Source organism: Salipiger sp. D13 (assembly GCF_003703915.1).
GTDB lineage: Bacteria > Pseudomonadota > Alphaproteobacteria > Rhodobacterales > Rhodobacteraceae > Salipiger > Salipiger profundus.
The window spans coordinates 315833-336199 of the sequence record NZ_ML112591.1 but is presented as its reverse complement, the minus strand read 5'-3'; the positions used below and the strand labels follow the sequence as shown (position 1 = coordinate 336199).

The following is a 20367-nucleotide window of genomic DNA, read 5'->3' as shown; positions in this document are numbered from 1 at the left end:
ATTGCCCACCCTGCGTCACATCTGCGGCGGCCAGGGGCGGGCGTCCTCGGCTTCGAGCCAGAGGCGCACCCATTCCGGCAACTCGGGCGAGGTCGCCTCGTGGCCCATCGCGGCCATGATCCGGTCGGTGGTGACGATGCCGTTCCGGTCGGTCACCGCGCCGCGGTAGACCGCCTGGTTGGCGCACTCCCCGCCGGCCTTCCACATCGACTGTTCGATATAGAGGAAGCGGCGGTCCCAGCCGATCAGGCGCGACCGCATCTCCACCCGTTCCATCAGCCTCACCCGCCGCCGGTAGCGCACGCAGACGCCGGCCATCGTCAGCCCCCAGCGCTCGCGCTTCAGCACGTCTATGAGCCCCGAGCGCTGCGCCAGCGGCAGCCGCCCGAGATCGTAGAGCGTGAGCGTGCGCCCGTTGTTGAGCTCCTTCCAGAGATCGAGATCCCACGGCCAGCAGACGTGATGCGACACATGCGTCTCGCCGAGGGCGAGGCGCGGCTGGCTGCGCGCGCGCCAGAGTTCCTTGGTCATGCGGATGAACGGATACATGGGGCCTCCAGGTTTGCGCTTACGAGCCAACTCCGCGCCGCAACGTCAACCACGACCTCACGGCACTCTTGTGCCCGGGCGCGGGGATGCCTACCTGTAGGCGCGGTTATATGGAAGGAAAGACCGGCACATGATGGCAATCTACGGACCGCTGAAGCTGATCCTCGACGTGATCTTCTTCATCATGATCGTGCACATCATCATGAGCTGGCTCATCAGCTTCAACGTGCTGAACCTGCGGCAGCCGCTGGTGGCGCAGATCTGGTCGGGCCTCAACCGCCTGCTCGAGCCGATTTACACCCCGATCCGCCGCATCCTGCCCGACACGCACCCGCTGGACCTTGCGCCGCTGGTGGTGTTCATCATCGTGATTTCGCTGCGCGACTATATCCTGCCGACGCTTCTGTTCGGCTGACGGACGGGCTCCGCACCGGCACGAGATGTGGGTGAGATTCCGCCACGGGCGGACTTGTTCACCAATTCTTAGTATGAGACTGTGCGGAATAGAGCAGATCTAGCGATAATCCGCAGGAAATCCCATGCCCCGCGATCATGTGCCCGGTGAGGCGCTGCTGAGAGAGGTTTTCGGCTTCGACGCCTTCCGCCCCGGCCAGGGCGAGATCGTCGAGGCCGTGGCGCAGGGCGAGAATGTCCTCGCGATCATGCCCACCGGCGGCGGCAAGTCGCTGTGCTACCAGCTGCCGGCGCTGATGCGCGGCGGCGTGACGGTGGTGATCTCGCCGCTCATCGCACTCATGCGTGACCAGGTCCGCGCGCTGCGCGAAGCCGGGGTCGCGGCCGGGGCGCTGACCTCGGGCAACACCCAGGAAGAGACCGACGCGGTCTGGGACATGCTCTCGGAGGGCACGCTCAAGCTGCTCTACCTCGCGCCGGAACGGTTGGCCTCGGGCGGGGCGCAGCGGATGTTGAGCCAGGCGGGGGTCGGCCTCATCGCCGTCGACGAGGCGCATTGCGTCAGCCAGTGGGGGCATGATTTCCGCCCCGACTACCTGCGCATCGGCGAGCTGCGCCGCAGTCTCGGGGTGCCGCTTGCGGCCTTCACCGCCACCGCCGACCAGGAAACGCAGGACGAGATCGTCCAGCGCCTGTTCGACGGCGAGACGCCGCAGAGCTTCCTGCGCGGCTTCGACCGGCCGAACATCCATTTCGCCTTTCGTCCCAAGGACAGCCCGCGCGCGCAGATCCTGCGCTTCGCTGCCGCCCGCAAGGGCCGGTCGGGCATCGTCTACTGCGGCACCCGGGCCAAGACCGAGAGCCTTGCCCGCGCCCTGCGCGAGGACGGGCACAGCGCCTGTTTCTACCATGGCGGCATGGACCCGGACGACCGCCGCCACGTCGAGGAGCGCTTCGCCACCGAGGACGGGCTGATCGTGGTGGCCACCGTTGCCTTCGGGATGGGGGTCGACAAGCCCGACATCCGCTGGGTCGCCCACGCCGACCTGCCCAAGTCGATCGAGGCCTATTACCAGGAGATCGGCCGCGCCGGCCGCGACGGCGCGCCGGCCGAAACGCTCACGCTTTACGGCGCCGATGACATCCGCCTGCGCCGCGCCCAGATCGACGAGGGGATGGCGCCGCCCGAACGCCGCGCCGCCGACCACGGCCGGCTCAACGCGCTGCTCGGTCTTGCCGAGGCGCTGGGATGTCGGCGCCAGCAGCTCCTGCGCTACTTCGGCGAAGAGGCGGAGCCCTGCGGCAACTGCGATCTCTGCGACAGCCCGCCCGAGGTCTTCGACGGCACCGAGGCGGTGCGCAAGGCGCTGTCGGCGGCGCTGCGCACGGGCGAGAACTTCGGCATGGGCCACCTGATCGACATTCTCACCGGCAACGAGACCGACAAGGTGCGCCAGCGCGGCCACGACAGGTTGCCCACCTTCGGTGTCGGCCGCGACCTCAAGAAGGGCCAGTGGCAGGCGGTGTTCCGGCAAATGATGGGGCACGACCTCGTGCGGCCCGACCCCGAGCGCCACGGCGCGCTGGTGATGACCGACCGCGCGTTGCCGATCCTCAAGGGCGAGGACAGCATCCGCCTGCGCCGCGACGTGATCGACCGCGCCGCCGAGCGCCGCCCGGCGGTCAAGACGCTGGTCAACGAGGAAGACGCGCCGCTGATGTCCGCGCTCAAGGCCAAGCGCCGGGCGCTGGCCGAGACGGCCTCGCTGCCCGCCTACATGATCTTTCCCGACCGCACGCTGATCGAGATGGCCGAGACCCGTCCCGATAGCCTCGACGCCATGGCCCGCATCAGCGGTGTCGGAGCGAAGAAGCTCGAACGCTATGGCGCCGAGTTCCTTTCGGTCATCACCGGCGCCACCGAAGAGATGCACCCCTCGCGGCGCAGGCTCGCCGGGCGCGGCGCGGGCGATGTCTACGACCGGCTGATGGCGGTGCAGGCGGATCTTGCGCGGGGCGTTGACGGTACCGAGAAGCCGCTGTCCTGCTCGGCCTCGCAGCTTGCCAAGGTGGCACAGATCTCGCCCGACCGGCCACAGGATCTCGAGCGGCTGCTCGACGAGCGCCGTTTCGAGCGGTTCGGCCGCGCCTTTCTGGACGTTCTCGGACAGGCGGACTAGATCGGGCATGGGTGTTCGCACGGTCGAATGCCTGAGAGTTTTTCGGAGCGTGTGACAGGTGAACCGGGCCGGGGCCCGGGCGAAGGAGACGGGTGATGCTGGTAGTTGTTTCTCCGGCGAAGAAGCTGGACTGGACGGAACGCGACGTGACGATGACCGAGCCGCGTTTCAGCGAGGCGGCGCAGGAACTGGCCGGGGTGGCGCGCGCGCTCTCCGTCGACGACCTGAAGAAGCTCATGAAGATCTCCGACGACCTTGCGAAGCTCAACCGAGACCGCTTCCGCGACTTCGACGCCGATCCCGCGCAGGACGACCTGCGCCCCGCCGCGCTGGGCTTTGCCGGCGACACCTACCAGGGGCTCGAGGCGGCCTCGCTCGATGATGACGAGATGGCCTTTGCGCAGGACCACCTGCGCATCCTGTCGGGGCTTTACGGCGTGCTGCGGCCGCTCGACGGCATCCAGCCCTACCGGCTCGAGATGGGCTCGCGGCTGAAGACCGAACGCGGCAAGTCGCTCTACGACTACTGGGGGGACCGCATCGCCCGGGCGCTCAACGAAGACGCCGAGGCGACCGGGGCAAATGCGCTGGTGAACTGCGCGAGCCAGGAATATTTCGGCGCGGTCGATACCGACGCACTGAAGCTGCCGGTGATCACGCCGCAGTTCATGGAGGACAAGGGCGGCGCGCCGAAGATCGTGAGCTTCTACGCCAAGAAGGCGCGCGGCGCGATGGCCCGCTACATCGTGCAGCACCGGCTGACCGAGCCCGAGAGCCTGCGCGATTTCGACAGCGGCGGCTACGCGTGGTCCGAAGAGCTGTCGACGCCGGAAAAGCCGGTCTTCGTGCGCCCATACGGCAACTGATCGGCAGAGCGCGCGGGCGCCCATTTCCCGACCAGTGCCGCCAGTTCGGCCTTGCGCAGCGGCTTGGTGAGGTAATCGTCGAGCCCGGCCTCGAGGATGCCATCACGGTCGCTCGCCATGGCGTGCGCGGTGACCGCGATGATCGGGGTGCGGGGGCCGTCCGTCTCGAGCGCGCGGATGCGGCGGGTGGCTTCCTTGCCGTCCATCTTCGGCATCGAGATGTCCATGAACATCAGGTCGGGGCGTTTGCCCTGCCACGCCTCCACCGCTTCGATCCCGTCACGCGCGATGCGCAGCGCGAGCGGCTGCCCGAGCGTTTCGGCCATTTTCCGGAAGACCAGTTGATTGGTGCGGTTGTCCTCGGCCAGAAGCACGTCGAGCGGGGCATTGTCGGCGGCAACGTCTTCCGGACGGTGCGACGCGCATGAAGGTGCAGCCCGATGGCGGAAGGTTGCGGGGGTCGGGTGCGGGTCTGGCGGTGCCGAAGGCTCGGGGGAGGCCGCGGCCCCGATCGCCTCGACGAGCGCACGCCCCTGCACGGGCTTCTGCAGCACCGCGTGCAGGCTGGTGTCACCGGCTGCCGTCGCCGGCTGCGCCGCGAGAAGGATCACCGGCAGCCCCGGTTGCAGGCGCCGGAGCTGACCTGCGAGGTCGCGCCCCGACAGGCCGGGCAGTTCCTCTTCGGTGATGACGAGATCGGGCGGCTCGGCCATGCGGTCGAGCGCGTCGTCCGCTGTCTTGCAGAGCGTGACCCGAAGCCCGAGCCGGCCCAGGCGCCGCGCAAGGATTTCGCCGTTGAGGGGGTGGTCGTCGACCAGCAGGCAATGCGTCACCCCCTCGGGCAGCGCCGGTGTGGGCTCGATCGCGCCCCCGGCGGTGCCAAGCTGCACGCGCAGCCCGAAACAGGCGCCTTTTCCGGGGATCGAGTCGACCCAGATCTCGCCGCCCATAAGCCCCACGAGCCGCCGCGTGATGGCGAGGCCCAGGCCGGTGCCTTCGAAGGGGCGGTCGCGGTCGTCCTCGGCCTGATTGAACTCGCCGAAGATGTGCTCGACCTTCTCGGGGAAGATGCCGATCCCGGTATCCTCGACGGTGATGTGGATGGTGGCCGTGTCGTCGTCGCAGCGCCCGGTGACGCGCACCAGCACGTGCCCCTCGTTGGTGAACTTGACCGCGTTGCCCACGAGGTTGGTCAGGATCTGCCGCATCCGGCCCGGATCTCCGACCAGCGTCTGTGGCAGGAACAGGTCGTAGTCGACCAGCAGGTCGATCCCCTTTTCCCGTGCCGTGGGCTGGAGCAGCAGCAGGACCTCCTGCACGGCCCGTTCGAGATCGAAGGGCTCGGGCTTCAGCTCCAGCTTCCCGGCCTCGATCTTCGAATAGTCGAGGATGTCGTTGATGATCACCAGCAGCGCCTCGCCCGAGCTCCGGATGGTGTCGGCGTAGAGCCGTTGCTCCGCGTCGAGCGGCGTTTCGCGCAGCAGGTCCGCCATGCCCACGACCCCGTTCATCGGCGTGCGGATCTCGTGACTCATGTTGGCGAGGAAGGCCGATTTCGCCCGGCTGGCGCTTTCCGCCCGGCGCGTTGCCTCGACCAGCTCCTGCTGGGTGCGCTTGATGTCGGTAATGTCGATGCGCAGCCCGACCCGGCCACCATCCGACAGCCGACGCTCGTAGATGCGCAACCAGCGCCCGTCGTCGAGCTGCTGTTCGAGCTCCTGCGTGGCGTCGCGATGCGCGGCGAGCCGGTCGTCGAGCCAGGCCTCCTCACGGCCCGCGGCCTCGGGATACTGTCCCTGCGACAGCCCGTAGCGCAGGATGTCCTCGAAGCTGGCGCCGGGGCGGATCGCGGGCGCGCTTTTCTCGTAGATCCGGCGATAGGGCGCGTTGCACATCAGCAGCCGGTCGTCGGCGTCGTAGATGACGAAGCCGTCGGGCAGCTCTTCGACGGCGGACCACATGCGCATCAGGTCGGTGATGTTGACGCTGAGCGAGACGATGCCGCCGTCGGGCATGTGCCGGTCGTGCAGCTTGAGGAACTGCCCCGACCAGAGGCGGATCGTCTCGGGCGGGATCGGGTCCTGCTCCCACCGGGCGCGCATCCGGCCGTGCCAGTCGCGCGGGTCTTCGCCCTGCAAATCGACGATGCCTTCCTCGATCATCATGTCGAGCACATGCCCGTAGCTCGCGCCCGGCCCGATGGTGTCCAGATCCTCGAACACCGCGAGATAGGCGGGATTTGCGAGTTCCATCAGCCGGTCGGGGCTGAACATGGCGAAACCGTCGCGCATGGTCTGCAGCGCCTTCCACAGTTGCCCCTCGACCAGTTCGATCTTCTGGTGGGCAAGACCGAGCTGCGATTTCACCAGCTGGTTCTCCGAGCGTACGTGCGAGATCTCGGCCCGGGTCTCGTGAATCTCGCTGCTGAGCGCGCGGGCGTGCTTGTCGAGCTTGCGGTTGGCGGCGAAGAGCTCGGCCTGCTTGAGCTCGAGCAGACGTTCCGCCGCCAGCCGCGCGCGCCGCTCCTCGGCCAGCCGTGCCGTCAGGTTCATGCCCCATGTGCCTCCTTGGTCCGGCGCAGGATGCGGCGCGCTTGGTGAACATCGGATTAAGGACGACTTGGGGAATCGTTGCCTTGGCGTCGCCCCGGGGGCACCATGACCTGATTGCAGGGAGGAGTTTTCAGGATGCGCCGTATTCTCATGGCCCTGGCCGCCGCGTTGTGCCTCGTCACGCAGGCCGCCGCACAGGAGGCAATGCCCGACCGCAGGCTCGTGGTCACCCGCGACATGGATTTCTACGGCGGCGACCTGCAACCGCTCTTCGATACCACGCTCGAGGCCTGCGAGACGCTGTGCCTGAACGACCCGGACTGCGGTGCCTTCACCTTCAACAGCCGCTCGCGGGCCTGCTTCCCCAAGACCGGCGTCAGCGACCGCCAGCCCTACGATGGCGCGGTCTCGGCGGAGGTCGTCGCGGCGGACCCCGCCCGCGTGGCCGAAGCGCGGGCCCGGCTGTCGAACCTGGACTTTCTCGAAGAGACCGAGCTGCGGGCGGCGCACGACGAGGCCGCGGCACTGGGTGCCCGCCATGGGGGCGGCGAATGGTCGGTCGGCGCGCTTCTGGACGCCGCCCGCGCCGCCGAGGACCGGGGCGATACCGTCGATGCATTGCAATGGACGGGCGCGGCGCTGGCGCAGGACGATGGCGCGGATCTCTGGCTCGACTACGGGCGGCTGGCGCTGGCGTTGTCGCGGACGCGCGGCACCGTCGACCCGCAGGGCTATGCGCGTCGCGCGGTACTGGCGGCGGTAAATGGCTACCTGCGCGCCGGCCCCGCGCCGCAGCAGGCGACGGCGCTTCTCGACCTGTCCGAGGCGCTCGAAGCCACGGGGCAGGGGCGGCAGATGATCCCGGCGCTGCGGCTCGCCGACGAGATTGCGCCCCGGGCCGAGATCGACCGGGCCCTCGACGCGGCCGTCGCGAAATACGGCTTCCGGATCGTCGAGCATACCGTCGACGCGGACAGTGCCGCGCCGCGCATCTGCGCCGAGTTCTCCGAACCGCTGGCGCGGGCCGGGCAGGATTACGCGTCTTTCGTGCGGCTGCCGGACCCGAAGCTCGCGGTGACCTCGGACGAAAGCCGGCTCTGCGTCGCCGGCGTGGAGCACGGCGAGCGCTACACGCTGACCTTCCGCGCCGGGCTGCCCTCGGCCGATGGCGAGGCACTGGTGCGTGACGTCTCCGTCACCGCCTACGTGCGCGATCGAAGCCCGGCAGTGCGGTTTCCCGGGCGCGCCTACGTGCTACCCCGGACGGCGGATGCCGGCGTTCCGGTCGAGACGGTGAACCTCTCCGAGGTCGGGCTGAAGCTGCGCCGCGTGTCCGACCGCAACCTCATCCGCATCATGCAGGAGGGCTATTTCGGGCGGCCGCTCTCGGGCTGGCAGGACCGCCAGTTCGCCGGCGATCTTGCCGAGGAGGTCTGGACCGGCACGGCAGAGGTCGAGAACCGGCTCAACGCCGACGTGACCACGCGACTGCCCATGGGCGAGGTGGTGGCGGACCTGCCCGCCGGCATCTACGCGCTCACTGCCACGGTGCCGGGGGCCGATCCCTACGACGATCCGGGCGGCACCCAGTGGTTCGTGCTCTCCGACATCGGGCTGACGATGCTCGCGGGCAGCGACGGGCTCACGGTGTTTGCCCGCGGGCTGTCGGATGCGGTGCCGCTCGAGGGGCTCGAGGTGACGCTGCTGTCGCGCGCCAACCGGCCGCTCGGCACGCTCAGCACCGATGCGCAGGGCGTCGCGCGTTTCGGGGGCGGCCTCATGCGTGGCACCGGCGGCACCGCGCCGGCGCTCGTCACCGCGCGGCGCGGCGAGGCGGACATCGCCTTTCTGTCGCTGACCGATCCGGCCTTCGACCTGTCGGACCGCGGCGTCGCGGGCCGCGAGTCGGGCGGACCGCTCGATGCCTTCCTTGCCACCGACCGGGGGGCCTATCGCGCCGGCGAGACGATCCATGCCACGGCGCTGCTGCGCGACCGCAAGGTCGCGGCGGTGGAGGGCGTGCCGCTGACCGCCATCCTGACGCGCCCCGACGGGGTGGAGCACGCGCGGATCGTCTCCGGCGACGGCGTGGCCGGCGGGCGTGTCTTCACGCTTCCGCTCACGCCGTCGGTGCCGCGCGGCACGTGGAGACTGGCGCTCTACGCCGATCCCGAGGCCGAGGCGCTGGCCACGCGAACCGTGCTGGTCGAGGATTTCGTGCCCGAGCGCATCGACGTCACGCTTGCCTTGCCCGAGGGGCCGATCTCGCGCGCCACACCACCCCGGCTGGACATCGAGGCCCGCTACCTGTTCGGCGCCGTGGGGGCCGATCTGCCGGTCGAGGGCGAACTGACGCTCACGCCGCGCGACCGGCTCGAGGCGCTTCCGGGCTACCGGTTCGGACGGCATGACGAAGCGGCCAACCCGCAGACGCGCGCCTTACCGGCGGAACTGCGCACCGACGCCGAGGGGCGGGCGTCGCTGGTGCTGCCGCTACCCGAGGCAGCGGGCGGGCGTCCGCAGGAGGCGCGCGCGACGATCCGCGTGGCCGAAGGGTCGGGGCGTCCGGTGGAGCGTTCCATCACGCGCATGGTCGCCCCCGCCGGGCCGATGATCGGCATCCGGCCGGAGTTCGACGACACCCTGCCCGAAGGGGCCGAGGCGGGCTTCCTGTTGCAGACGGTGGGGTCCGACCTGTCGCCCGTGCCGATGGCGGTGGACTGGCACGTCAATCGCGTGACCACGCGCTACCAGTGGTACGAGCTCTACGGCAACTGGAACTGGGAGCCGGTCACCACGCGTGAGACCGTCGCCAGCGGCAGCGCCAAGCTGGGCGACGCGCCGCTGCGCGTGACTGCCGATGTCGACTGGGGCGCCTACGAGCTGGTCGTCGAGCGCAGCGACGGGGCCTACGTGACCTCCTCGGTGGGCTTCGATGCGGGTTGGTATGCGCCTGTTGGTGCGCAGGCCACGCCCGACACGCTGGAGCTCTCGCTCGACCGCGACGCCTACCGCCCCGGCGACACCGCCGAGCTGCGGCTGGTGCCGCGCTACGCGGGCAAGGCGCTGATCACGGTGCTGTCCGATCACATCATCTCCATGCGGGCGGTCGAGGTCGCGGAGGGCGAGACCACCGTTTCGCTGCCGGTGACCGAAGAGTGGGGCGCCGGCGCCTATGTCACCGCACAGGTGATCCGGCCGATGGAAGTCGCGGCCGGGCAGAACCCGGCGCGCAGCCTCGGGCTCGCCCATGCCGCCATCGACCCCGGCGCGCGGCAGTTGCAGGTCTCCTTCGATGCGCCGGAGCAAAGCGCGCCGCGCGGCCCGCTGAATGCCGCCGTCACGGTCGCGGGCGTGGCCGAGGGCGAGAACGCCCATGTCACCGTCGCCGCCGTCGACGTGGGCATCCTGAACCTCACCGGCTTCGACAGCCCCGATCCGTCGGCGCATTACTTCGGGCAGCGCCGGCTGGGCGTCGAGATCCGCGACGTCTACGGGCGGCTCATCGACGGCATGAACGGACGGATGGGGCGCTTGCGGTCGGGCGGCGATGCGGGATCCATGATGCGGATGCAGTCGCCGCCGCCGACCGAGGAACTGGTGGCCTTCTTCTCGGGCCCGGTGACAGTCGGGCCCGACGGGCGCGCCGAGGTTCGCTTCGAGATGCCCGATTTCAACGGCACGGTGCGGCTCATGGCCATCGCCTGGACCGACAGCGCCGTGGGGCAGGCGGAGACAGACGTGCTGGTGCGCGATCCCGTGGTGATCTCGGCCTCGATGCCGCGCTTCCTTGCGCCGGGCGACAGTACGCGGCTGCTGCTGGAACTGACCCATGCGAGCGGCGCAGGCGGCGCCATGCCGCTCGAGGTCTCGGCCGATGGTCTGACCCTTGGCGCCGCGCCCGCAGAGGTCACGCTTGCCGAGGGCGGCACCGCGCGGCTGAGCCTGCCGCTTACGGGCGACGAGGTCGGCGACCACGCGATCACCATCGCGCTCACCACGCCCGAGGGGCAGCGGCTCGAGAAGACGCTGACGCTGGGCATCCGGGCCAACGATCCGGCCGTGGGACGAACCCGTCGCTTCACGCTTGATCCGGGCCAGACCTTCACGCTCGACGGGGCGGCGCTGGCCGGGCTGCGGCGCGATGGCTCCGAGGTCATGGTCTCGGCCGGGCCGCTGGCGCGTTTCGACGTGCCGGGGATGCTGGCCTCGCTCGACCGCTATCCCTACGGCTGCACCGAGCAGGTAACCTCGCAGGCGCTGCCGCAGCTCTACATGAGCGCGCTGACCGAGCCGCTGGGGCTTGGCGGCAAGGGGCAGATCGACCGGCGCGTCGCGCAGGCGATCGAGCAGGTGCTAACCCGGCAGGCGGCGAACGGGGCCTTCGGGCTCTGGCAGGCGGGGTCGGGCGATTTCTGGCTCGACGCCTACGTCACCGATTTCCTGAGCCGCGCCCGGGCGGCGGGCCACGCGGTGCCCGGGCAGGCGATGACCGCCGCGCTCGACAACCTGCGCAACCGCATCGCCTATGCCCCCGACTTCGACGAGGGCGGCGAGGACATCGCCTATGCGCTCATGGTGCTTGCGCGCGAGGGCGAGGCGGCCATCGGCGACCTGCGCTATTACGCGGACCAGCGCGCCGATGCGATCGGGACGCCGCTGGCGCAGGCGCAGCTCGGCGCCGCGCTTGCAAGCTACGGCGACCAGACCCGCGCCGACCGGCTGTTCGCCAAGGCCGCGGCCCGGTTGGCGGCGACGCCGGTGCGTGACCCGTCGCGATGGCGGGCCGACTACGGATCGACCCTGCGCGATACCGCGGGCGTGCTGACGCTCGCCGTTGCCGCCCGCAGCGAGGCGTTGGACCGCGCGGCCCTTGTCTCGCGCATCGCCGATGCGTCGCGGCCGCTGTCTACGCAGGAGCAGGCCTGGGCGCTGCTGGCGGCGCATGCGCTGGTGCAGGACCCGACCGCCTCGGGCATCGCGGTCGACGGCACGCCGGTTGCGGGGCCGTTCCTGCGGCGCATCCCCGGCGACGCGCTCGATCCCACCGCGATCACCAACACCGGGGCGGGTCCGGTGCCGATCACCCTCACGGCGCTGGGCGTGCCCGAGAGCGGGACCGAGGCGGGCGGCTACGGCTACGCGCTGACGCGCGCCTACTTCACGATGGAGGGCGCGCCGGTCGCGGGCCCGGTGACGCAGGGCGACCGCATGGTCGCCGTGCTGACGATCCGTCCGGCCGAGGCCGGGGCGGCGCGGCTCATCGTCGACGATCCGCTGCCGGCGGGGCTCGAGATCGACAACCCGAGCCTGCTGCGGGCGGGGGATATCCGGGGTCTCGACTGGCTCGATCCGGCCGAGACCGAACATGCCGAGTTCCGCAGCGACCGCTTCCTTGCCGCGGTGAAGCAGTCTGGCGACGGGCCGATCCGTCTGGCCTATGTCGTGCGCGCGGTTTCGCCGGGGGCGTTCCATCACCCGGCAGCCCTTGTCGAAGACATGTATCGTCCCGAGTATCGTGCCACGACAGACTCCGGAAGAATGGTGATCGAATGACCGAGACAATCGCAACGATGCGCTGGCGGGCCCTCGACCGCGACGGCGAGGACAAGTGCCGGCTGGCGCATCTGAACGGCGGCTACATGCTGGTGGGCCACGCCCGGTTCCGTGACGGCGCGGGCTGGGCGGCGCTCGACTACGTGGTGCGCGTCGGCGCCGACTGGAAGACGCTCAGCGCCGATGTCACCGGCACCCATGGCGGCGAGGATGTCGCGATCAAGCTGGACCGCGATGGCGAGGGCTGGACATTGAACGGCACGCCGCAGCCGGATCTCGCGGGGTGCGATCATGTCGATTTCTCGTTCACGCCGGCCACCAACCTGATGCCGCTGCGCTGCCTGCCGGATGTCGGGCGGCTGACCACCCGCGCTGCCTGGCTGCGGCTGCCGGGGCCGGTCGTCTCGCCGCTCGACCAGAGCTACATCCGCGAACGCGGCCAGCTGGTGTCCTACAGCGCCGAGCAGACCGGCAGCGCCACCCAACTGGTGGTCGATGCCAACGGCTTCGTCACCCATTACCCCGGGCTGTGGGAGGCCGATGTCTAGGCTTCTCCTCCTCGTGCTCCTGCTCTGGAGCACGGCGCTGGGGCGTGACGCGGCGGACCGCTGGATCGACGCCACCACGTTGCCGGGGCTGGTGCAGGCCACGGCGACCGAGGTGCGCGACCGCGACGGCGCGCTTTTGCGGGCATACACGGTCGGTGACGGTATCTGGCGCATGAGCGTGACGCCCGACCGGGTCGATCCGCTGTTCCTGCGCATGCTGGTGGCCTACGAGGACCGTCGCTTCCACGCGCACGCCGGGGTCGACCCGGTGGCGACGCTGCGCGCGGCGGGGCAGGGGCTGCGGGCCGGGCGCATCGTGTCGGGGGCATCGACCCTGACGATGCAGGTGGCCCGGCTTCTCGAAGGGGGCGGCACCGGGGCCTGGGCCGGAAAGCTGCGGCAGATGCGGGTGGCTCTGGCGCTGGAGCGGCGGCTGTCGAAACCCGAGATCCTGCGGCTCTACCTCGAACGCGCGCCCTATGGCGGCAATCTCGAAGGGCTGCGCGCCGCGACGCTCGCGTGGTTCGGCAAGGAGCCCGCCCGGCTGACGCCTGCCGAGGCGGCGTTGCTCGTGGCCCTGCCGCAGGCGCCCGAGGCACGCCGCCCGGACCGCCACCCGCAGGCCGCCCGCGCGGCCCGCGACCGGGTGCTCGCCCGCATGGTGCGCGCCGGGGTGATGGCCGAGGACAGCGCGCAGGCGGCCCTGCGCGAGCCCGTGCCGCGCGTGCGGCGGGCGTTTCCCGCGCTTGCGCCGCATCTCGCCGACCGTGCGGCGGCGCTGGGACCGGACCGGCACGATCTCACGCTCGACCGGCAGATGCAGGAGGGGCTCGAGACGTTGGCGGCGGATTACATGTCAGGCCGCGATCCACGCCTGTCGCTGGCGCTGATCGTCGCCGACCACCAAACGGGGGAGGTGCTGGCGAGCATCGGCTCGCCCGCCTACGACGACACGCGCGGGCAGGGGTTCGTCGACATGACACAAGCGCTGCGCTCGCCCGGCTCGACGCTGAAGCCGCTGGTCTACGGGCTTGCCTTCGATCGTGGGCTGGCACACCCCGAGACGCTGATCTCCGACACGCCGGTGCAGTTCGGCTCCTATGCGCCGCAGAATTTCGACGGGCAGTTCAGGGGCGAGATCCGGGTGGCACGCGCGCTGCAGCTGTCGCTGAACATCCCCGTGGTCCGGCTGACCGAGGCGATGGGGCCGGCGCATCTCATGGCGGCGCTCGAGACAGCCGGTCTGCGGCCGCAGCTTCCCGGCGGGCAGGCCGGGCTCGCGGTGAGCCTTGGCGGGGTCGGGCTGACGCTCGAGGACATGGTGATGCTCTACGCGGGGCTCGCGAACGGCGGCGCGGTGCGCGAGCTGCGCTGGCAAAGGGGCACCGAACCGGGCGCGCCGGTGCGCATCATGGGCACGCGGGCCGCGTGGCAGGTGGGGCATGTGCTCGCGGGGCTTGCGCCGCCGCCAAGCGCAGGACCGCCGGGGCGGGTGGCCTACAAGACCGGCACCTCCTACGGCCATCGCGACGCCTGGGCGCTGGGCTTCGACGGGCGCTACGTGGCGGGCGTTTGGATCGGGCGGCCCGACGGCACACCGGTGCCGGGGGCCTTCGGCGGCGAGATCGCCGCGCCGCTGCTGTTCGAGGCGCTGGGCCGGGTGCGCGCCGAGCCGGTGCAGCTTCCGGCGCCGCCGCCCGATGCGCTGCTCGTCGGCAACGGCGCGTTGCCGCCGCATCTGCAACGGTTCGGGGACGGCCCGGCAGAGGCACCCGCCCTGCAGGTGACCTTTCCGCCGGACGGCGCCACGCTGGCCGCTGACGGGCAGGGCCTGCCGGTGAAGCTGCGGGGCGGCACGCCGCCCTACACGCTTCTTGCCGATGGCGCGGTGGTGGCGGTGCGGCAGCACCGGTCCGAGATGCTCGCCCCGGTGACGGGGCCGGGCTTCACCACACTGTCGGTGATCGACGCCGAGGGCCGGGCCGGCCGCGTCTCGGTCGAGCTGCGCTAGCAAGGCGGGTGCAAACCCACCCTACGGCGCCGCGCTTTCGCTCAGAGGGCCTCGAGCGCGAGGGCGATGCCCTGACCGCCGCCGATGCACATGGTCACCAGCGCCTTCGATCCGCCGGTGCGCTCGAGCTCGTAGAGCGCCTTGACCGCGAGGATCGCGCCGGTTGCGCCCACCGGGTGACCAAGCGCGATGGCGCCGCCGTTGGAGTTCACCTTGGCCGGGTCGAGCCCGAGCCCTGCGTTCACCGCCAGCGCCTGCGCCGCGAAGGCCTCGTTCGACTCGATGACGTCGAAGTCGCCGACGCTCAGGCCGGTGCGGGCCAGCAGCGCCTCGACCGCCGGGATCGGGCCGACGCCCATGACCTCGGGGCGGACACCCGCGTGGGCATAGCCGAGGATCCGGGCGCGCGGGGCAAGCCCCGCCGTCTCGGCGGCTCCGGCGCGTGCCAGCACCAGCGCCGCGGCGCCGTCGTTGATGCCGCTGGCGTTGCCCGCGGTGACCGTGCCGTCCTTCTGGAAGGCCGGGCGCAGGCCGGCGAGGCCCTCGGCGGTGGTCGGCTTCGGGTGCTCGTCGGTGTCGAAGACCTGGGTGCCGCGGCGCGAGGCGATCTCGACCGGCACGATCTGGTCGCGGAAATGCCCGGCCTCGATGGCGCGGGCGGCGCGGGCCTGGCTTTCGGCGGCAAAGGCATCCTGCGCCTCGCGCGTGATGCCGTGCTCGGCGGCAACGTTCTCGGCAGTGACGCCCATGTGACCGGTGCCGAAGGGGCAGCTGAGCGCGCCGACCATCATGTCGACAGTGCGGATGTCGCCCATCTTCTTGCCCCAGCGCTGGTCGGGCACGATGAAGGGCGCCCGCGACATGCATTCGGCGCCGCCGGCGAGCGCGAAATCGGCATCGCCCAGCATCAGCGATTGCGCCGCCGAGACGATGGCCTGCACGCCCGAGCCGCAGAGCCGGTTGACGTTCATCGCCGGGGTGCTGTCGGGCACGCCGGCCTGCATCGCGGCCACCCGGCTGAGATACATGTCGCGCGGCTCGGTGTTGATGATGTGGCCGAAGACCGCGTGGCCGATCCGCTCGCCCTCGACGCCCGCCCGCTCGAGCGCCGCCTTGGCGGCAATGGTGCCGAGTTCGATGGGCGGCATCGCGGCGAGCGCGCCCCCGAATGTGCCGATGGCGGTGCGGGCTCCGCTCAGGATCACGATGTCTTCGGGCATGCTGACCTCCGTCGTCTTGTGTCGCGCGCACCATGGCCGGCGGGGACCGGAATGTCAGCCGCAACGTCCCGTCACGCCTCCACGCGCCGGGTGTCGCGAGGGATGGCGTCAGGCCTCGGAGACCGGCGGCAGCGTCTCGTTCAGCAGGCGCACCTCGCGCTGCGGGAAGGGAATGTGGATGTCGTGTTCCTTGAACGCGTCCCAGAGCGCCAGGTAGACATTGCCCCGGATGTTGGTCAGCCCGCCCGAGGGATCGGTGATCCAGAACCGCAGGATGTAGTCGACCGAGCTGTCGCCGAAGCCGACGATATGGCACACCGGCGGCCGGTCGCTCAGCACGCGCGGCACGCTTCCGGCGGCGGCGATGGCGACGCGGCGGACCTCGTGGGGGTCGTTTTCGTAGGCGGTGCCGAAGTAGATGTCGAGCCGCACGAAGTCGTTTGAATGCGACCAGTTCACCACCTGCCCGGTGATGAGATCCTCGTTCGGGATGAGGAACTCCTTGCCGTCTCGCGTGGTGATCGAGACGTAGCGGGCCCCCAGCGCGTTGATCCAGCCGAAGGTCTCGCCGATCGAGATCACGTCGCCGGGCTTGATCGACTTGTCGAGCAGGATGATCACCCCGCTCACGAGGTTCGACACGACCTTCTGCAGGCCGAAGCCGAGACCCACGCCGATCGCGCCCGACAGCACCGCGAGCCCCGTCAGGTCCACGCCGACCAGCTTGAGGGCAAGGAAGAACGCGGCGCCGTAGAGCAGCACCTGCAGGAACTTCACCGCGAGCACCTGCATTGAGGGGCTCATGGTCTCGTTGCGGCGAATGCTCGCCGCGCCCGCACCGGCAAGGAACCGCGCCAGCGCCACCAGCGCCACCAGCAGCACGATGGCCTGCAGCAGCAGCCAGACCGACAGGTATGTGCCGCCCAGCTCGAACCCCATGCTCTCGAGCAGCCCGCGCGCCTGTTCGGTCAGTCCGACGATCGAGACGGTGACCCAGGCCCAGGCACCGTAGCGCACGAAGATCCGCAGCGTCGGGTTGCCGATGAGCCGCGTGACCAGCGCGATCACGAGCCATGCCGTGGCAAGCTGGGCAATGATCCCCAGAAGGTACGAGCGTGACGGCCAGGTGACCTGCCGCATGACCGCGACCACCAGCAGGATCAGCGCGACGAAGAAGATCATCCGCAGTCGCCGGTGTATCACGATGAGGATGCGCATCCGCCATGTCGGCCAGCCGTCGCGGGCTCGCATCCAGTCGCGCATCCGCGGTGCCAGCGCCATCTTGAGTAGATGCGCAAGCAGGAAGAGACCCAGCGCAATGCCGATCTGGTAGAAGTTCCACGGGCGCAGGAAAGTGGCCAGGAAACTCTCGGCCTGGGCCAGCAGCAACAGGACGGTGGCCTGAAGGGCCTCCAATGGGGTCTGCCCGACCTCGGTCGGGTTCATGTCGGCGGTGCCTCTGTCATGTCGGTCAGATTTGCACCGGCGACCGGGTGGGGCAAGCCCTCAGCGTTGCGCCGCCAGCACCGGGGCGGCGACCGGGCTGTCATCGGGCAGGGACAGGAGGGCGACCATCGCGAGGGCGGTGACAAGCGTCAGCAGCAGGGCGTTCATCGGGTCCATCATCGGTCTCTCCTCTTCCGGTTCCAACCTTACGCCGGGAGAGATGCTTTGGTTCCTCGCCGCATGGTTGCACGGCGCCTGCGCCGCCCGTGCCCTTTCTCTTGATCGGCGTCGGGAGTCCCTATATGTCCGCCCCATGACTCGGGTTCTTGACCTTGGCGACCGCGCGCGACTGCGTGAACGGTTCTACGGCGCCACCTTCTCGGTGCTCGCGCGGCTATAAGCCTGTCCATGCCCGCCCCGGCGCGGGACAATGACGCCTCGCGCCCAGCCAAAGCTTTCTCATTTCCGGAGAGGACCCCATGTCCGGCAAGACACTCTACGACAAGATCTGGGATGCCCACGTCGTCCAGCAGGACGAAGACGGCACCTGCCTTCTCTACATCGACCGTCACCTCGTGCACGAGGTCACCAGCCCGCAGGCCTTCGAGGGGCTGCGCATGACCGGCCGCAAGGTCCGCGCGCCGCAGCGCACCATTGCGGTGCCCGACCACAACGTGCCGACCACGCCCGACCGGACCAACGGCATCACCAACGAGGAAAGCCGCATCCAGGTCGATGCGCTCGACAGGAACGCCAAGGACTTCGGCGTGAACTATTATCCGGTGAGCGACGTCCGCCAGGGCATCGTGCACATCGTCGGCCCCGAGCAGGGCTGGACGCTGCCGGGCATGACCGTGGTCTGCGGTGACAGCCACACCGCGACCCACGGCGCCTTCGGCGCGCTGGCGCATGGCATCGGCACCTCCGAGGTCGAGCACGTTCTCGCCACGCAGACGCTGATCCAGTCGAAGTCGAAGAACATGAAGGTCGAGATCACCGGCCAGCTGCGTCCGGGCGTCACCGCCAAGGACATCACGCTGTCGGTCATCGGCCACACCGGCACAGGCGGCGGCACCGGCTACGTGATCGAATACTGCGGCGAGGCGATCCGCTCGCTGTCGATGGAAGGCCGGATGACCGTCTGCAACATGGCGATCGAAGGCGGCGCCCGCGCCGGCCTCATCGCGCCGGACGAGACCACCTTCGAATACGTCAAGGGCCGCCCCCACGCCCCGAAGGGCGCCCAGTTCGAGGCCGCGCTGGCCTGGTGGAAGACGCTCTACTCCGACGATGACGCGCATTGGGACAAGGTCGTCACCATCAAGGGCGAGGACATCGCACCCGTGGTGACCTGGGGCACCTCGCCCGAGGACGTGCTTCCGATCGATGCCTCCGTTCCCGCCCCCGAGGACTTCCAGGGCGGCAAGGTCGAGGCGGCGAAACGCGCGCTGCAGTACATGGGGCTCGAGGCCGGGCAGAAGCTCACCGACGTCAAGATCGACACGGTCTTCATCGGCTCCTGCACCAACGGCCGGATCGAGGACCTGCGCGCTGCGGCCGAGATCCTCAAGGGCAAGAAGGTCAAGGACGGCATGCGCGCCATGGTCGTGCCGGGCTCGGGCCTCGTCCGGGCGCAGGCCGAGGAAGAGGGCCTCGCGCAGATCTTCATCGACGCCGGTTTCGAATGGCGGATGGCAGGCTGCTCCATGTGCCTTGCCATGAACCCCGACCAGCTGGCCCCGGGCGAGCGCTGTGCGGCCACCTCGAACCGCAACTTCGAGGGCCGGCAGGGCAAGGGCGGACGCACGCATCTCATGTCGCCGGCCATGGCCGCGGCGGCGGCGCTCACCGGCCACCTGACCGACGTGCGCGAACTGATGGAAGACCCGGTGACGGCATAAGGCGTCGGGACCGGGCGCGGTCAGGCGGACCGGCTCACGAGGCCTTGCGAAGCTCGCTTTCGGACTTCAGCACCTCGTCGCCGTCCGCCTGCTCGATCCGGTAGGCCGGCGCCTCCTCCGAGGCGTCGCGCGTGACCTCGCTGCCCTTGATCTTCAGGGTGGTTTTGCGCGTGTACTTCTTGACGACCTTGCCGGTTCCGGTGCCGTTGCCCCAGTCCCATTCGACCTTCGTGCCTTCGCTGTAGGACATAGCTGATCTCCTGATATACTCGCGGCCAACGCGCGCTTCGCCGCCGCGGTTCCGCCCTCCGAAAGGACCAGACAGATGGAAAAATTCGAAAAACTCACCGGGGTCGCGGCACCGATGCCGCTGGTGAACATCGACACCGACATGATCATCCCCAAGCAGTTCCTGAAGACGATCAAGCGCTCCGGCCTCGGCGTGCACGCCTTCGACGAGATGCGCTACCTCGACGACGGCTCGGAAAACCCCGACTTCGTGCTCAACAAGCCCGCCTACCGCGAGGCCGAGATCCTCGTCACCGGCGACAACTTCGGCTGCGGCTCCTCGCGCGAGCACGCGCCCTGGGCGCTGGCGGATTTCGGCATCAAGGCGATCGTCTCGACCTCCTTCGCCGACATCTTCTACAACAACTGCTTCAAGAACGGCATGCTGCCCATCGCGCTGCCGCAGGAGGCCGTCGACGTGCTGATGAAGGACGCCGAGAAGGGCTCCAATGCGCGCATGACGATCGACCTCGAGAACCAGGTCGTGACCACGTCGGACGGCGAGGAATTCCGCTTCGAGATCGACCCCTTCCGCAAGCACTGCCTGCTCGAGGGGCTCGACGACATCGGCCTCACGATGGAGAAGGTCGGCGCGATCGACAGCTTCGAGTCCGAGGCCGCCCAGAGCCGTCCCTGGGTCTGAGCCGCCGCTCGGCCAACCGAAGGCAATCAAAGGCGGGGCCGTCGTGCCCCGCCTTTTTCACGCCGCCCTCCGTCTGTCCGAGAGCGCGCGACCGTGGCAGCCTCATGCCGGCCTCCGGCGGGGATATTTTATGCCAGAAGAAACCCGGGAGGCCGCGCCCGGCTTTTCTCCGGTTTCCCAAATACCCTCGGGG

13 protein-coding genes are annotated in these 20367 nt (G+C 69.8%); 8 read left to right on the top strand and 5 right to left on the bottom strand.

Going from position 1 to position 20367, the window contains the following annotated elements:
* Positions 1–15: 15 nt before the first annotated feature.
* Positions 16–549, bottom strand: coding sequence for an acyl-CoA thioesterase (locus D6860_RS05895; protein ID WP_076622550.1), 534 nt, complete (start codon positions 547–549; stop codon positions 16–18).
* Between the two features lie 130 nt (positions 550–679).
* On the opposite strand from D6860_RS05895, the gene D6860_RS05890 reads away from it, so the two are divergent.
* From D6860_RS05890 to yaaA, 3 genes are all read left to right on the top strand, one after another.
* Positions 680–964, top strand: a complete 285-nt coding sequence (locus D6860_RS05890; RefSeq protein WP_017469852.1) for a YggT family protein — start codon at positions 680–682, stop codon at positions 962–964.
* Between the two features lie 124 nt (positions 965–1088).
* Positions 1089–3143, top strand: coding sequence for a DNA helicase RecQ (gene recQ, locus D6860_RS05885; protein ID WP_076622549.1), 2055 nt, complete (start codon positions 1089–1091; stop codon positions 3141–3143).
* Positions 3144–3238: 95 nt separating this feature from the next.
* Complete coding sequence (gene yaaA, locus D6860_RS05880) at positions 3239–4009, top strand: peroxide stress protein YaaA (protein WP_076622548.1); 771 nt, start codon at positions 3239–3241, stop codon at positions 4007–4009.
* Here yaaA and D6860_RS05875 read toward each other — a convergent pair.
* Positions 3943–6561 carry a hybrid sensor histidine kinase/response regulator gene (locus D6860_RS05875; protein WP_076622547.1) on the bottom strand — a complete coding sequence of 873 codons (2619 nt, stop codon included), beginning with the start codon at positions 6559–6561 and terminating at the stop codon, positions 3943–3945. The genes yaaA and D6860_RS05875 overlap by 67 nt on opposite strands.
* Before the next feature lie 135 nt (positions 6562–6696).
* Between D6860_RS05875 and D6860_RS05870 the strand changes: the two genes are divergently transcribed.
* The 3 genes from D6860_RS05870 to pbpC are packed head-to-tail and all read left to right on the top strand — an operon-like array spanning position 6697 to position 14676.
* Positions 6697–12117, top strand: a complete 5421-nt coding sequence (locus D6860_RS05870; RefSeq protein ID WP_076622546.1) for an alpha-2-macroglobulin family protein — start codon at positions 6697–6699, stop codon at positions 12115–12117.
* Complete coding sequence (locus D6860_RS05865) at positions 12114–12665, top strand: putative glycolipid-binding domain-containing protein (RefSeq protein ID WP_017468732.1); 552 nt, start codon at positions 12114–12116, stop codon at positions 12663–12665. Before D6860_RS05870 ends, D6860_RS05865 begins: the two co-directional genes overlap by 4 nt.
* The gene (gene pbpC / locus D6860_RS05860) at positions 12658–14676 is read left to right on the top strand and encodes a penicillin-binding protein 1C (protein WP_076622545.1); all 2019 of its coding nucleotides are present in this window, start codon (positions 12658–12660) and stop codon (positions 14674–14676) included. The genes D6860_RS05865 and pbpC overlap by 8 nt, the downstream gene beginning before the upstream one ends.
* A 41-nt stretch (positions 14677–14717) precedes the next feature.
* On the opposite strand, the gene D6860_RS05855 is transcribed toward pbpC, so the two are convergent.
* Both D6860_RS05855 and D6860_RS05850 read right to left on the bottom strand, forming a co-directional pair.
* Positions 14718–15896, bottom strand: coding sequence for an acetyl-CoA C-acyltransferase family protein (locus D6860_RS05855; protein ID WP_076622544.1), 1179 nt, complete (start codon positions 15894–15896; stop codon positions 14718–14720).
* 108 nt (positions 15897–16004) lie between these two features.
* The gene (locus tag D6860_RS05850) at positions 16005–17342 is read right to left on the bottom strand and encodes a mechanosensitive ion channel family protein (RefSeq protein ID WP_076622543.1); all 1338 of its coding nucleotides are present in this window, start codon (positions 17340–17342) and stop codon (positions 16005–16007) included.
* 479 nt (positions 17343–17821) lie between these two features.
* Here D6860_RS05850 and leuC point away from each other — a divergent pair, with 479 nt between their 5' ends.
* Positions 17822–19243, top strand: coding sequence for a 3-isopropylmalate dehydratase large subunit (gene leuC / locus D6860_RS05840; protein WP_076622542.1), 1422 nt, complete (start codon positions 17822–17824; stop codon positions 19241–19243).
* A gap of 34 nt (positions 19244–19277) precedes the next feature.
* Here the strand turns inward: leuC and D6860_RS05835 are convergent, their stop codons facing one another.
* Positions 19278–19493 (bottom strand): hypervirulence associated TUDOR domain-containing protein, encoded by a 216-nt coding sequence (locus tag D6860_RS05835; protein WP_017469584.1) that lies wholly within the window; start codon positions 19491–19493, stop codon positions 19278–19280.
* A 75-nt stretch (positions 19494–19568) separates the two neighbouring features.
* Here D6860_RS05835 and leuD point away from each other — a divergent pair, with 75 nt between their 5' ends.
* Positions 19569–20174 (top strand): 3-isopropylmalate dehydratase small subunit, encoded by a 606-nt coding sequence (gene leuD, locus D6860_RS05830; protein ID WP_076622541.1) that lies wholly within the window; start codon positions 19569–19571, stop codon positions 20172–20174.
* Positions 20175–20367 lie beyond the last annotated feature (193 nt).